At 64.7% G+C, this 14,383-nt stretch carries 14 protein-coding genes; 10 read left to right on the top strand and 4 right to left on the bottom strand.

Annotated elements, in window-relative coordinates:
- Positions 1–15: 15 nt before the first annotated feature.
- Positions 16–1,002: a glycerophosphodiester phosphodiesterase family protein gene (locus KZJ38_RS03660; protein ID WP_219798823.1), complete on the bottom strand. Its 987-nt coding sequence runs from the start codon at positions 1,000–1,002 to the stop codon at positions 16–18.
- 120 nt (positions 1,003–1,122) lie between these two features.
- Here KZJ38_RS03660 and KZJ38_RS03655 point away from each other — a divergent pair, with 120 nt between their 5' ends.
- The 3 genes from KZJ38_RS03655 to KZJ38_RS03645 all read left to right on the top strand — a co-directional run bounded on the left by KZJ38_RS03655 (position 1,123) and on the right by KZJ38_RS03645 (position 4,839).
- Positions 1,123–1,428 carry a DUF3761 domain-containing protein gene (locus KZJ38_RS03655; RefSeq protein WP_219798822.1) on the top strand — a complete coding sequence of 102 codons (306 nt, stop codon included), beginning with the start codon at positions 1,123–1,125 and terminating at the stop codon, positions 1,426–1,428.
- A 382-nt stretch (positions 1,429–1,810) separates the two neighbouring features.
- Entirely contained in the window at positions 1,811–3,478 is a 1,668-nt protein-coding gene (gene ettA / locus KZJ38_RS03650) for an energy-dependent translational throttle protein EttA (protein ID WP_219798821.1), read from the top strand.
- 230 nt (positions 3,479–3,708) lie between these two features.
- Positions 3,709–4,839: a DUF748 domain-containing protein gene (locus KZJ38_RS03645; RefSeq protein ID WP_219798820.1), complete on the top strand. Its 1,131-nt coding sequence runs from the start codon at positions 3,709–3,711 to the stop codon at positions 4,837–4,839.
- Positions 4,840–4,938: 99 nt separating this feature from the next.
- Here the strand turns inward: KZJ38_RS03645 and KZJ38_RS03640 are convergent, their stop codons facing one another.
- The 3 genes from KZJ38_RS03640 to KZJ38_RS03630 are packed head-to-tail and all read right to left on the bottom strand — an operon-like array spanning position 4,939 to position 7,720.
- Positions 4,939–5,562, bottom strand: coding sequence for an HAD family hydrolase (locus tag KZJ38_RS03640; RefSeq protein WP_219798819.1), 624 nt, complete (start codon positions 5,560–5,562; stop codon positions 4,939–4,941).
- 58 nt (positions 5,563–5,620) lie between these two features.
- Entirely contained in the window at positions 5,621–7,435 is a 1,815-nt protein-coding gene (locus KZJ38_RS03635) for an aminopeptidase P family protein (protein ID WP_219798818.1), read from the bottom strand.
- A 30-nt stretch (positions 7,436–7,465) separates the two neighbouring features.
- A complete protein-coding gene (locus KZJ38_RS03630) occupies positions 7,466–7,720 on the bottom strand; it encodes a hypothetical protein (protein WP_219798817.1) in 255 nt (84 codons plus the stop codon).
- A 279-nt stretch (positions 7,721–7,999) separates the two neighbouring features.
- On the opposite strand from KZJ38_RS03630, the gene KZJ38_RS03625 reads away from it, so the two are divergent.
- The 7 genes from KZJ38_RS03625 (at position 8,000) to KZJ38_RS03595 (ending at position 14,381) form a co-directional block, all read left to right on the top strand.
- Complete coding sequence (locus tag KZJ38_RS03625) at positions 8,000–8,746, top strand: response regulator transcription factor (protein ID WP_219798816.1); 747 nt, start codon at positions 8,000–8,002, stop codon at positions 8,744–8,746.
- A gap of 44 nt (positions 8,747–8,790) precedes the next feature.
- Positions 8,791–10,077, top strand: coding sequence for a glutamyl-tRNA reductase (gene hemA / locus KZJ38_RS03620; RefSeq protein WP_219798815.1), 1,287 nt, complete (start codon positions 8,791–8,793; stop codon positions 10,075–10,077).
- 200 nt (positions 10,078–10,277) lie between these two features.
- Entirely contained in the window at positions 10,278–11,360 is a 1,083-nt protein-coding gene (gene prfA / locus KZJ38_RS03615; RefSeq protein WP_219798814.1) for a peptide chain release factor 1, read from the top strand.
- 8 nt (positions 11,361–11,368) lie between these two features.
- A complete protein-coding gene (prmC, locus tag KZJ38_RS03610; RefSeq protein ID WP_246641632.1) occupies positions 11,369–12,307 on the top strand; it encodes a peptide chain release factor N(5)-glutamine methyltransferase in 939 nt (312 codons plus the stop codon).
- A gap of 36 nt (positions 12,308–12,343) precedes the next feature.
- Positions 12,344–12,655, top strand: coding sequence for a Grx4 family monothiol glutaredoxin (gene grxD / locus KZJ38_RS03605; RefSeq protein WP_219798813.1), 312 nt, complete (start codon positions 12,344–12,346; stop codon positions 12,653–12,655).
- A 201-nt stretch (positions 12,656–12,856) separates the two neighbouring features.
- On the top strand, positions 12,857–13,453 hold the full coding sequence (locus KZJ38_RS03600; RefSeq protein WP_219798812.1) for a UbiX family flavin prenyltransferase: 597 nt from the start codon (positions 12,857–12,859) through the stop codon (positions 13,451–13,453).
- A gap of 142 nt (positions 13,454–13,595) precedes the next feature.
- Entirely contained in the window at positions 13,596–14,381 is a 786-nt protein-coding gene (locus KZJ38_RS03595) for a DODA-type extradiol aromatic ring-opening family dioxygenase (protein WP_219798811.1), read from the top strand.
- Positions 14,382–14,383: the final 2 nt, after the last annotated feature.

Raw genomic sequence — 14,383 nt, 5'->3', positions numbered from 1 at the left:
GGCCCCAGCGCACATTTACTGGGCGTCACCGCACTCGATCGGCTTGCGCTGCCCACCACTCGACGCCGCCAGCGAGGCACGAATCGCCGACATCTGCCGCGGCGAATCCGATAGCACCGCGTCGACACCAAGACACGCCATCGCGCGATAGTCATCAGCGTTATTGACCGCAATCGCGACGATCCGCACATCGGGCTGCTGACGGAAGCAGGCGACAGTGGCCGGCGTCCACAACGTTGCGTTCACCTCTGAAAGACCTTCACCGAGTGTGAACTCTTCCTTGATCTTCAGAAGGCGGTGCAATTCAAAAGCGGTCCAGGTGTGCGCCGCGGGCGCGTCATCGCACTTGCCCGATAGCAGCGTGCGCACAAGACGCAGGCGCGTGGCATCGCGCGACTCGAACAGGCGAGCCTGCGGGTACGCGGCAAAGCTGCGTTGATAGGCAGCGTCGGTCGAATAGATCGTCACGCGCGACCATGCATCCTCTTCGGTGAGGACGCGCGCAACGGCCTGCGCCTGCGGTTCGGCCGGCGTCGCCTTCATATCGAGCATCACCGGGATATGCGCGGGAATCGCGCGCAACGCTTCGCTAAGCGTCGGAATATAAGCGGGGTGAGCACGATACGGATACGGATTGCCGCCGTCAGAACCCTTGAAGGTCCAGCCCGCGTTGATATGCGCCAACTGCGCCGCGGTATGCGATGCAACCGGCCCTTTCGCATCGGTCAACGCCGACAGATCCGCAGGGCGATAGAGCACCGGCACACCATCCATGCTCAGCTGAACCGTGAGCCAGATTGCATCGGCGTGGTTGGCAATCGCAAGCCGGATCGCTTCGAGCGTGTTTTCCGGTGCGTCGGCGGTTCCGCCGCGATGCGCGACGATGCGCGGCAAGGTCGAAGCCGACGCTTCCACGGACGGTTGCGCCGCGGACCCGGCGCCGCAAGCCGATACAAGCAAGACTGCTGACAGCGCGGATGCCGCGCAGACCGATCTGAACACGTTGTTACCCGCTTCGAATGATGGAACAGCGAACGAGTCTATGAGGCGCGAGTGTCGACGGGTCGTTGTATATCATTACGGGCGCCGTCCCACACAAAAACAACGACGAAACCACACAAAATGACGATCAGAATTGCGCGCCACGCTGTGCGCTCGCTGCAATGCTTTATCGCGGCCGGCGTACTGCTCTTCGCCACCGCGGCATCTGCGTATCAGCCGCCGGCCTCCACACCCGACGAAGCGGATCTAAGCAACCACAACACCTATCGCAATAGCGACGGCGCAACGGTGCACGCACCGGCACGCTCGCGTTCGGGCAAAGTGCCTGAAGGCGCGAGCGCACGGTGCCGCGACGGCACGTATAGCTTTAGCCGTCACCATAGCGGCACATGCTCGCGGCACGGCGGCGTCGACGCATGGCTTTAAGCCTGCAAGCTTTGCACGCTCACACTTCGTCACGCTGACGGCCTGGCCGTTGCGTTGACCCGTGCGTTGACCCGTACGTTGACCCCGCGTTGCCCCCGCGTCGACCCTTGCATTGACCTTCGCATCGCCCTTCGCCACGCCCACGCCATCGGCCGCGAAGTACAATGGCACCTCCTCCCGCTGCGCTCACGGCTTCGCCATCGTACGAACCGCAGCATCGCGTGCCAGCCGCACCGCGCGCGGGAGCCGGTCACAGCCGGTCAGTGCACATTGCCGGATCGTCGGGCATGATTTCGTGCACGCGTGAACGCTGTGCCATCCACCCCTCGCCGCCCGCCCGGCTCGATGCAGGCCGGCGGCATCAACGCCCAATTGCAAGCAAATGGCCCAATACGTCTTCACCATGAACCGGGTCGGCAAGATCGTGCCGCCCAAGCGTCAAATCCTGAAGGACATTTCGCTGTCGTTCTTCCCCGGTGCGAAGATCGGCGTGCTCGGCCTGAACGGCTCGGGCAAATCGACGCTGATCAAGATCATGGCCGGCGTCGACAAGGATATCGAAGGCGAAGCGACGCCGATGCCGAACCTGAACATCGGCTACCTGCCGCAGGAACCGCAGCTCGATCCGCAAAAAACCGTGCGCGAAGCCGTCGAGGAAGGTCTCGGCGACGTGTTCAGCGCGCAAAAGAAGCTCGACGAAATTTACGCGGCCTACGCGGAGCCCGATGCCGACTTCGACAAGCTCGCCGCCGAGCAGGCGAAGTACGAAGCGATCCTCGCCACCTCCGATGGCGGCAGTCCCGAGCAGCAGCTCGAAGTCGCGGCCGATGCGCTGCGTCTGCCGCCGTGGGACGCGAAGATCGAGCATCTGTCGGGCGGCGAAAAGCGCCGCGTCGCGCTATGCAAGCTGCTGCTCGAAAAGCCCGACATGCTGCTGCTCGACGAACCGACCAACCACCTCGACGCCGAATCGGTCGAATGGCTCGAGCAGTTCCTCACGCGCTTCCCGGGCACCGTCGTGGCGGTCACGCACGATCGCTACTTCCTCGACAATGCCGCCGAGTGGATTCTGGAACTCGACCGCGGCCACGGCATTCCGTGGAAGGGCAACTACAGCAGCTGGCTCGACCAGAAGGAAGACCGCCTGAAGCAGGAAGAATCGTCGGAATCGGCGCGCCAGAAAGCGATCAAGAAAGAGCTCGAATGGGTGCGTCAGAATCCGAAGGGCCGTCAGGCGAAATCGAAGGCGCGTATCGCGCGTTTCGAGGAACTGAACAGTCAGGAATATCAGAAGCGCAACGAAACGCAGGAAATCTTCATTCCGGCCGGCGAGCGTCTCGGCAATGAAGTGATCGAATTCAAGAACGTCAGCAAGTCGTACGGCGATCGCCTGCTGATCGATAACCTGAGCTTCAAGATTCCGGCCGGCGCGATCGTCGGCATCATCGGGCCGAACGGCGCGGGCAAGTCGACGCTGTTCCGGATGCTGACGGGCCGCGAAGAGCCGGATTCGGGCGAAATCGTGCGCGGGCCGACGGTCAAGGTCGCATATGTCGACCAGAGCCGCGACGCGCTCGACGGTTCGAAGACCGTGTTCGAGGAAATCTCGGGCGGCGCCGACGTGCTGACGGTCGGCAAGTATGAGACGCCGTCGCGCGCGTATATCGGCCGCTTCAACTTCAAGGGCGGCGACCAGCAGAAGAACGTCGGCTCGCTGTCGGGCGGCGAGCGTGGGCGGCTGCATCTCGCGAAGACGCTGATCGCGGGCGGCAACGTGCTGCTGCTTGACGAACCGTCAAACGACCTCGATGTCGAAACGCTGCGCGCGCTCGAAGATGCGCTGCTCGAGTTCGCCGGCTCCGTGATGGTGATCTCGCACGATCGCTGGTTCCTCGACCGTATCGCGACGCATATCCTTGCGTTCGAAGGCGACTCGCAAGCGACGTTCTTCGACGGCAACTATCAGGAATACGAGGCGGACAAGCGGGCTCGTCTCGGCGAGGAAGCCGCGCAGCCGAAACGTCTGCGGTATAAGCCGATTACGCGGTAAGCGTGGTGCGCGGTCAGGTCAGCCGCGTCGGTCACGTCGGACCCGGCCGCCTAAGCCGGTTTGATAAAGAACGGGGCGGTGCGCATGCGCCGCCTCGCTTTTATTTCGGCATGACGTTTGCTGCCCGACGCTGTGCAGCCGTCGCAGATAGACCGGGCGAGCGCGACCGCCGTGCGGATGCGCGCCCGCTCGGCTGCGCGGCCGTGCAAACCTAACCATTGGGAGGCGGAATGACGATGTCGGTGGGCAAGCGCGTAATCGTCGGCGTGGTCGCCGTCATCATCGTGCTCGCGGTCGTGGCGCTTGGCGGTTTGTACTACGTGCAGCGCGAAGTCAAAGCGCGCGTCACCGAAGCGCTTGGGCCGCTCGGCAGCGCGGAAAGCATCGACGTCGGCTTCAAGTCGATCACACTCACCAACGTGCGCCTGGTCGCACCGAAAGACTGGCCGACGCCCGATGCCTTGCGCGCCGCCCAGATCACGCTGGTGCCGGATCTGCATGATGCGCTCACGCGGCGGCGCGTGCATATCCGCGAGGTCGTGGTCAGCGATTTCACGCTGCCGGCCATTCGCAGGCCGAGCGGCAAGATCGAGTTGCTGCCGAATCTCCGGCAGTCGGTGAGCAGCGCACAGCCGGCTGCGAGCGCGCCTGGCGCGCGCGAGCCGCTGCCCGCGGAAAAGTTGATCGACCAGATCCGCTTCGAGCGCGGCACCTTCGATTTCTACGATCAAATGGTCAGTCAGCCGGCGTACAAGGTCAGCGTGACCGACGCGAACGCGACCGTCGAGCATATTCACCTGCCTGAACTCACGGAGCCGACTTCGGTGACCGTCACGGGTTCGATCAAGGGCCCCGAACACACGGGCACAGTCGGATTTAACGGCTGGATCAAAATCGCGAACAAGGACTCGCAGCTGACGACGACGCTGCGCGGCGTCGATATCGTGACGCTCGACCCGTATCTGCTGAAAAAGGCCGGCGCGAAAGCGCGCGTGACGGGCGGCACGCTCGACCTGAACGTCGAATCAACCGTGCGCGACTATCACATCCACGCGCCGGGAATGCTGACGCTGCACCATTTGCGGCTGCAGGAATCGGAGAATCCGCTCGACACGTTTCTCTCGATTCCGACCCGCGCTGCGGTCGCCGCACTCAAGAACCACGGTGACGAGATCACGCTGCATTTCGTCCTCGACGGCAATCTGCGCGACCCGAAATTCAGGCTCAACGAAAGCCTGATGACCGAGCTGCGCGCGAACTTCGCGAAGGCGCTCGGGGTAAGCGCGGAAGGTGTCGCGAAGGGAGCGGGCGAGACGGTGAAGGGACTCGGCAACGCGCTGAAGAATCTGCTTGGGCAGTGAGCCTGGGCAATAAGCGCGAAGAGGGATGAGCGACGCGGTGATGATGCCGATCGCGCGTCGCCGCTCACCTTATGCGTGTGCTAACCACAAGCTGCGCTATTAAACCGGCAAACCCAGTTCTCGCAGCTTCGCTTCAGTCTGTGCCGCGCTCGTGTGATGCACGCCATGCCAGCCGAGCGCGCTCGCCGCTTCGGCATTTATCAGGTTGTCGTCGATAAAGACGAGTTCGTGCGGCGCCACGGCCGGCACGTGCGCTTCGATCCGCTCGCGCATCATGCTGAAGATCGCGGGGTCCGGCTTCACGAGCTTCACGCGTCCCGACACGATGATGTCGCGAAAGCGTCGCAGTACCGGGTAGTTCTCCCACGCATACGGGAATGTCTCCGCCGACCAGTTCGTCAGGCCGAAGATCGGCACGCCGGCCGCGTCGAGCTTGTCGACCGTCGCAACGCCGTCGTGCAGCACGCCCGCGACCATCTCGTGCCAGCGCTCGTAGAACGCGCGAATCAGCGGCTCGTGGTCGGGAAACTGCTCGATCAATTCGGCCGTGCCCTCGGCAATCGGCTGGCCGCCGTCCTGGCGAATCACCCACTCCATCGTGCACACATTCGCGAGAAACCACTGACGCTCGGCTTCGTCCGGAATCAGCGTGCGGTAGAGGTACTGCGGACTCCAGTCGATCAGCACGCCGCCGAAATCGAACACGACTGCCTTGATGGTCATGCAAGCTCCGTTGTTGGTCACAGGGTGGAAGGACGATGCGCTGAAAGCGTCGCGCCGCTCAGATCGCCTTCGTACGCGTCTCGAGCCATGCCTTCGCGTCGCCCGACACATGCGGCGCGAGCCGCGCGCGCACCGTCTCGTGATACGCGTTGAGCCACGCGCGCTCGTCGTCGCGCAACAGCGGCAACGCGATGCAGCGCGTGTCGATGGGGCACAGCGTCAGTGTTTCGAAGTCGAGGAAATCGCCGAATTCGGTCTTGCCCGCCGCGCGGTTCAGCACGAGGTTTTCGATGCGGATGCCCCACTTGCCCGGCCGATAGATGCCCGGCTCGATCGACGTGATCATCCCTTCTTCCATCGCGGTCCACGCTTCGGCCGGCGCGTAATGCGAGATGACCTGCGGCCCTTCATGCACATTCAGAAAGTAGCCGACGCCGTGACCCGTGCCGTGACCGTAGTCGGCGCCGACTTCCCAGATCGGCGCGCGCGCGATCGCATCGAGCATCGGCGAGCGGATGCCGCGCGGAAAACGCGCACGCGACAGCGCAATCGTGCCTTTGAGCACCGTGGTGAAATCGCGCCGATGTTCATCGATGATCGTACCGATCGGCACGACACGCGTGATGTCGGTGGTGCCGCTCAGGTACTGGCCGCCCGAGTCGATTAGCAGCAGGCCGTTGCCTTCGATGATCGCGTGAGACTCCGGCAGCGCGCGATAGTGCGGCATCGCGCCGTTCGCGTTGAACGCGGCGATCGTCGAAAAGCTCAGCGTGACGAAGCCGGGGCGGCGTGCGCGGGCTGCCGTCAGCCGTTCGTCGACCGTGAGTTCGGTGATCGTCTCGCGGCCGAGCGCGCCTTCGAACCACGCGAAGAATTCGGCGAGCGCCGCGCCGTCCTGCTCCATCGTCGCGCGCACATGTTCGGCTTCGGCTTCGGTCTTGCGCGACTTGAAGAACGTGGTCGGATTGACCGCTTCGACCAGCTTCACGTGCGCCGGCGCGGACTGCAGCATGCCGAACGTGACGCGCCGCGGATCCACCAGCAGCGTCGCGCCGGCGGGCAGCGCCGCCAGTGCGCCGGCCGCGAGCGCATACGGCTCGACGCGGATGCCGTCGCGCGCGAGCGCGTCGGCGAGCGTCGCCGGAACCTTGCCGTCGACGACGAACAGCGACGCGCGATCGAGCCCGATCAGCGCGTGCGCAACGAACACCGGGTTGTAGTTCACATCGGCGCCGCGCAGGTTCAGCAGCCACGCGAGGTCGTCGAGCGTCGAGATGAAATGCCACTGCGCGCCCTGCTCCTGCATCGCGCGGCGCAACCGGTCAAGCTTCTCCGCGCGCGTCACGCTCGCTTGCGGCGGCACATGTTCGTAGACCGCGTCGGCCGGCAGCGACGGACGCTGCGGCCAGATCGCATCGAACAGATCGACGTCGGTGCGCAACTTCACGCCGCGCGCAGTGAGCGTGTCGCCAAGCACACGCGCCGCCGCGACGCCGAGCACCGCGCCGTCGACGCCGACCGTGCCGCCCGCCGGCACGTTCTGCGCAAGCCATTCGATATGCGGCTGCGTCTGCTGGCCGCCCATCATCTTCATGAGTGCAATGCCGGTGCCGGCCAGTTGCGCTTCGGCCTGCACCCAGTAGCGGCTGTCGACCCACAGGCCCGCGAAATTTTGCGTCACCACGAGCGTGCCGACCGAACCGGTGAAGCCGGACAGCCACTCGCGCCCTTTCCAGCGGCCCGGCAAATACTCGGACAGGTGCGGATCCGCCGACGGCACGAGATAAGCGGCAAGGCCTTCGCGCGTCATCGCACCGCGCAGTTGCGCGATCCGTTCAGGGATCGATGCGGTTTCAGGGAGTCGGACGTTCATCGTGTTCACCAGAAGAGATTGAGCGGCATGTCAGCGCCGCCGTGACAGCATGCCGACCGCCGCGACCGCGGCCAGCGCAACCGCCGTGCAGACCGGCCATTCAAGCGTATCGCCGTCGTGAAAAAGCGTCGTGACATTGCCGGCCATGCGCGCGAGCGCCGCGCCAAGCACGCCCGCCAGAATTGCCATCCAGAGCCGCGCGCCGCTTCTGCGCCGCAACGGGTGCAGCCACCAGCCCGCCAGCCCCACCGCGACCCCGACCACGACGATGCCGGACCATCCCATCAGCGACGCCCCTCGTGCCGCAGCGGAATTGTCCGAAGTTTCGGATTTATCCCATTTGCCGGCATGCGGACGATAGTTAGCATTTTTTCTCTCATTAACCAGAAGGTCAGCACGGCGCTTATCTGCGCCGCTGTTCATCGGCGGTTCGCCAGCAGTCGCGCGGGCGATGGGTAGCGGTTGAGTTTAGGGGCGGGAATAACGTTAGGCAAGCCGCAACGCCTGCCTGCACGCTCGCCACCTCGCTCGCAATCATTAAGGCGCCGGTCTGCAACGCGTCCCATGCGAATCGCCCTCATCGAGCCGGACCTTCGCCACGCGGAACTCGTCACCCGCCTGCTGCTTGCCGCCGGACACGCGTGCCAGCACTTCAGCGCCAGCGACCCGTTCCTCTGCAGCGCGAAGCAGCTTTTCTTCGATCTTCTCGTCACCGAAGCCTGGGCCGGCGACCGCTGCGCCGAAGACGTCATCGCACTCGCGCGCGACGTGCTGCCCGGCTTGCCGGTCATCGTCACGATGAAGGCGCCGCGCGAAAGCGAACTCGTGGCCGCGCTGCACGCGGGCGCCGACGACTGCGTCGCGAAGCCGGTGCGCGGCCCCGAAATGCTCGCCCGCGTCGATGCCCTGATTCGCCGCGCCGGCTTTCGCCGGCCGCGCAGCCGCGCGCGGGAAACCTTCGGCGAATATGCCTTCGACGGCGGTCGCTCGCTCGTGGTCTGCCGGGGTCAGGTCATTGCGCTGACACCGAAGGAGCTGCGCTTCGCGCTCCTGCTCTTTTCGAACATGTCGCGGCCCGTTTCACGCGCCCAGATACTTGAAACCGTCTGGGGTCGCCGCGACATCAAGTCACGCACGCTCGACACGCATGCATCGCGCATCCGCGCGAAGCTGGAATTGCGGCCCGAGCGCGGCTACGCGTTGACGCCCTTGTACGGCTTCGGCTACCGGCTCGACCCTGTCTCCGCCGAAGACGGCAGCGGCGATGGGGATGAGCCGCCCAGGACTGAAACAATCGTGGAAACGCTATAATATGGGGCTAAACCATAGCCCCAATTGGCGGGCTGTCCCCATTTATGCAGCTTTTAACGATCGGAATCAACCACCACACAGCGCCAGTCGCCCTGCGCGAACGCGTGGCGTTTCCGCTCGAACAGATCAAGCCCGCGCTCGATGCGTTCAAGGAGCTGTGGCTCGGCCGTGCGGCGCCCAACGCGCCCGAAGCGGCCATCCTGTCTACCTGCAACCGCACCGAACTCTACTGCGCCACCGACGACCACGCTGCCCGCGAAGCCGCGATCCGGTGGCTGTCGATGTACCACAACCTCCCCGTCGACGAACTCGCGCCGCACGTCTACGCGCTGCCGCAGTCGGAAGCGGTGCGCCATGCGTTTCGTGTCGCGTCGGGGCTCGATTCGATGGTGCTCGGCGAAACGCAGATCGTCGGTCAGATGAAGGATGCGGTGCGCACCGCATCCGAAGCCGGTGCGCTTGGCACCTATCTGAACCAGCTGTTCCAGCGTACGTTCGCCGTCGCAAAGGAAGTGCGCACCGAGACCGAAATCGGCGCGCAGTCCGTATCGATGGCGGCCGCGGCCGTGCGCCTCGCACAGCGGATTTTCGACAAGGTGTCGAACCAGCGCGTGCTCTTTATCGGCGCCGGCGAAATGATCGAGCTGTGCGCGACGCACTTCGCCGCGCAACAGCCGCGCGAGCTCGTGATCGCGAACCGCACCGCCGAGCGCGGCGAGCGCCTCGCCGAACGTTTCAACGGCCGCGCGATTCCGCTTGCCGAGTTGCCCAAGCGCATGCACGAATTCGACATCATCGTGTCGTGCACGGCGTCCACGCTGCCTATCATCGGTCTCGGCGCTGTCGAGCGCGCGGTCAAGGCGCGCCGCCACCGCCCGATTTTCATGGTCGACCTCGCCGTGCCGCGCGATATAGAACCCGAAGTCGGCATGCTCGAAGACGTGTTCCTGTACACCGTCGACGATCTTGGCGCGATCGTCCGCGAAGGCAATGCTTCGCGCCAGGCGGCCGTTGCGCAGGCCGAAGCGATCATCGAAACGCGCGTGCAGAACTTCATGCAATGGCTCGACGCGCGCAGCATCGTGCCGGTGATTCGCCATATGCACACGCAGGCGGATGCGCTGCGCCGCGCCGAAGTCGATAAGGCGCTCAAGATGCTCGCGCGCGGCGACGATCCGGCCGTCGTGCTCGAAGCGCTGTCGCAGGCCATCACGAACAAGTTGATCCACGGTCCGACGCATGCGCTGAACCGCGCGAACAGCGACAACCGCGCCACGCTCATCGAATTGATGAGCGGCTTCTACAAACACAATCACACATCCGAGCGTTAGCTGCGCTCACGCGATTCGAGCGTCGGCGCACCGGCAGCCAGCAGCACTAGTTGCTTCCCGGAATGTGCGCGGCGCCCCTGCCCGCGGCCCACGAGCCTCGCGGCAGTTTCCGCGGCGCAGTTTCGTGATACCTGCCGCCCGCTTCCCGAATTCTGGTTATCCGCTCCGGAGCCCACTCCGGACCGCACTGCAAAAGTCCGATGAAAACGAGCATGCAAAGCAAGCTCGACCAGCTCACGACACGGCTGGCCGAACTGAACGACCTGTTGAGCCGCGAAGACGTCACCGCGAATCTCGATCAATACCGCAAGCTCACGCGTGAGCATGCGGAGCTGGGGCCTGTGGTCGAGCACTACGCGCTGTGGCGCCAGGCGGTCAATGACGCGACGACCGCGCAGGAGCTGATGTCCGATCCGTCGATGAAGGAATTCGCCGAAGAAGAAATCCGCGCCGCGCGCGAGCGGATGGAGCAGCTTCAAGGCGAATTGCAGCGCATGCTGCTGCCGAAAGATCCGAACGACGAGCGCAATATCTTCCTCGAAATTCGCGCGGGCACGGGCGGCGACGAGTCGGCGCTGTTCGCGGGCGACTTGCTGCGCATGTATCTGCGCTATGCGGAGCGCAACCGCTGGCAGGTCGAAATGATGTCGGCAAGCGAATCGGACCTCGGCGGTTATAAGGAAGTGATCGTGCGTATTGCCGGCGAAGCCGCATACTCGAAGCTCAAGTTCGAGTCGGGCGGCCATCGCGTGCAGCGCGTGCCGGCCACCGAGACGCAAGGCCGCATCCATACGTCCGCGTGCACGGTGGCGGTGATGCCGGAAGCCGATGAGATCGGTGAAGTCGAGATCAATCCCGCCGACCTGCGCATCGATACGTTCCGTGCGTCGGGCGCCGGCGGCCAGCACATCAACAAGACGGACTCGGCGGTGCGCGTCACGCACTTGCCGACCGGTATCGTCGTCGAGTGTCAGGACGACCGCTCGCAGCACAAGAATAAGGACCGCGCGCTGAAGGTGCTCGCCGCGCGCATCAAGGACAAGCAATACCACGAGCAGCACGCGAAGGAAGCCGCGACGCGCAAGAGCCTGATCGGCTCAGGCGACCGCTCGGAGCGCATCCGCACGTACAACTTCCCGCAAGGGCGGCTCACCGATCACCGGATCAACCTGACGCTGTACCGGCTCGAAGCGCTGATGGAAGGCGATCTCGACGAGCTGATCGCGGCGCTGGTCAGCGAGCATCAGGCCGAGTTGCTTGCGTCGCTCGGCGACGCGGAGTAAGGCGCGAAATGAGCGACGGAATGGGCAACGAAAGGGCCGGCGCATCGCCATCAGAAGCGGCATCGGCTACGGTTGCCGCGTTGCTGCGCGCGTCGGCGCTGCCGGCGCTCGAGGCGCGCATTCTGCTCGCACATCTGCTGGGCTGGCGTCGAACCGAGTTGATCACGCGTGCGGACGAACCGCTCGCTGCCGCGAAGGTCGCGCTCTGGCATCAGCTCGAAGCGCGGCGACTTGCGGGCGAGCCGATTGCGCAACTGGTCGGCGCGCGCGAGTTCTACGGGCTCGAGTTCGAAGTCACGCCGCACGTGCTTATTCCGCGCCCGGAAACCGAACTGCTCGTCGAAACCACGCTCGACGCGATCGCCGGCCGCGCGCGGCCGCGTGTCCTCGATCTCGGCACGGGGACCGGCGCGATTGTGGTCGCGATCGCGTCCGCGCGGCCAGATGCGCAGGTGTGGGCCGTCGACCGGTCCGCCGAAGCGCTGCAAGTCGCCGCACGCAATGCTGCGCGTCTGCTCGACGCGCAGCGCCCCGGCGGCCCGCTGACTTTGCTGCAAGGCGACTGGTACGCGCCGCTCGACGCCACCAGCGACCTGCGTTTCGATGCGATCGTCAGCAACCCGCCGTATATCGCCAGCGACGACCCGCATCTCGCGCAAGGCGATCTACGCTTCGAGCCACGCGGCGCGCTCACCGACGAAGCCGACGGCTTGTCCGCGATCCGTTCGATCGTGGCGAATGCACCGGCATGGCTCGCCGCGCACGGCATGCTATGGATCGAGCATGGCTACGATCAGGCGGTTGCCGTGCGGGCGCTGCTTGCTGAGCGCGGGTTTGATGGGGTGCGGTCCGTATGCGATCTGGCCGGCATCGAGCGCATCAGCGGCGGCGAGTTGCCGCCTTCGGCACCGTCGGCTCGCACGGGCGAAATCCGCTATCATTTGTAGTCAATCCCACTTATTTCCGGAATCGCAAGGTCAGTCATGGATACGCAACAACGCATCAAGCAAATCGTCGACGAAAACGACGTCGTGCTCTTCATGAAGGGCAACGCGCAGTTTCCGATGTGCGGCTTCTCGGGCCGTGCGGTGCAGATCCTGAAGGCATGCGGCGTCGACGAGTTCAAGACCGTCAACGTGCTCGAAGACGACGAAGTCCGCCAGGGCATCAAGGAATACTCGAACTGGCCGACCATCCCGCAGCTTTACGTGAAGGGCGAATTCGTCGGCGGGTCGGACATCATGATGGAAATGTACCAATCGGGCGAACTTAAGCAGTTGTTCGCCGCGGCTTAAAGAAACGCCGTTAGCAGAAGAAGGGCCCGTCGCGGCTACCGGCTGTCTTGGCGCTGCCAGGCGACCGCCCGGTTGCCGGTCGATTGCTTTGGAGCGGCTCGCTCACTCGAAGCCATCAGATCAGGGGCCCGCAGTTAACCGGCCGGGGCGGCTCACGTAATCGATAAGGGGCGCGCAGTGACCGATCAGGCGCCTCAAACCATGGACACACGCCTTACGGCGCCGCGCCGCGTGATCGTTGCGATCACGGGCGCATCGGGCGCGATTTACGGCATCCGGCTGCTGCACGCGCTGCGCCGGGTCGGCGGTGTCGAAAGCCATCTGCTGGTGTCCAGCGCCGGATGGCTCAATATCCATCACGAACTTCAACTGACCAAAGACGACGTGCACCCGCTCGCGGATGCCGTCCATTCGGTGCGCGACATCGGCGCGAGCGTCGCCTCGGGTTCGTTTATGACGCACGGAATGATCGTCGCGCCGTGTTCGATGAAGACCCTCGCGAGCATCGCGCATGGACTGTCCGACAACCTCATTTCGCGCGCCGCCGACGTCACGTTGAAGGAACGCCGCCGGCTCGTGCTGATGGTGCGCGAAACGCCACTGAACCTCGCGCATCTGCGCAATATGACGGCCGTCACCGAGATGGGCGGCATCGTGTTTCCGCCGGTGCCTGCGTTTTACAGCAAGCCCGCTTCACTCGAAGAGATGGTCGACCATTCGGTGTCGCGCGTGGTCGATCTGCTTGGGCTCGGGCCGTCGCTTGCGCCGGCGTGGGAAGGCTTGGGCGGAACGGAATAGGTTCGGAACGGCCTCGACCGCGATTCACAACGCTGACGACGCAATCAAATCCGCTTTGCCCCGTTTATCAAGCGCCGGTGCGTCTATATAGTCGCAACATCGAAGCCAACCTCCGTCGCGCCGATACGCGACCGATGCCGCCATGACCCGCTTACCGACGCTCTTTCTTTCCCACGGCGCGCCGACGCTGCCGATCGACCCATCGCTGCCGTCCGCCGAATTCGCCTCGCTGTCGGCAACCTTGCCGCGCCCGAAGGCGATCCTGATGCTGTCCGCGCACTGGATGACGACGAAGCCTGTCGCGAGCACCGCCAGCCAACCGGAGACAATCCACGACTTCTACGGCTTCCCGCGCCAGCTTTACGAAATCCAGTATCCGGCGCCCGGTGCGCCGGAAGTCGCGCGCCGCGCGGCGGAACTGCTCGACGCCGCGGGCATTGCCTCGTCGAGCGAACCGCACGGGCTCGACCATGGCGCGTGGGTGCCGATGCTGCTGATGTTCCCGGCCGCCGATATCCCGGTCGCCCAGTTGTCGATCCAGCCGCGCCTCGATCCCGCTCACCACTTTCGCATCGGACGCGCATTGCGTTCGCTGCGCGACGAGGGCGTGATGGTGATCGGCTCCGGGCAGATCACCCACAATCTGCGCGAAGCGGATTTTTCGGCCCGCGTCGAAGACGCGGATCCACGCGTGACCGAGTTCACCGACTGGTTCGAAGCGCGTCTCGCCGCGCGCGACATCGACGCGCTGCTCGACTATCGACGCCTCGCGCCGCACGCGGTGTCGATGCACCCGACCGACGAGCACCTGCTGCCGGTATTCGCGGCACTGGGCGCGGCTAGCGACGATTATCAGATGCAGATCCAGCCACTCGGCACGTATCAGCGCGTGCTGGCGATGACGAACTACGTGTTCACCGACGCTTGAAG

This window comes from Paraburkholderia edwinii, from assembly GCF_019428685.1.
Taxonomy (GTDB): Bacteria; Pseudomonadota; Gammaproteobacteria; order Burkholderiales; family Burkholderiaceae; genus Paraburkholderia; species Paraburkholderia edwinii.
The sequence above is the reverse complement of the archived record's forward strand: the minus strand, read 5'-3'. Positions and strand labels throughout refer to the sequence as shown.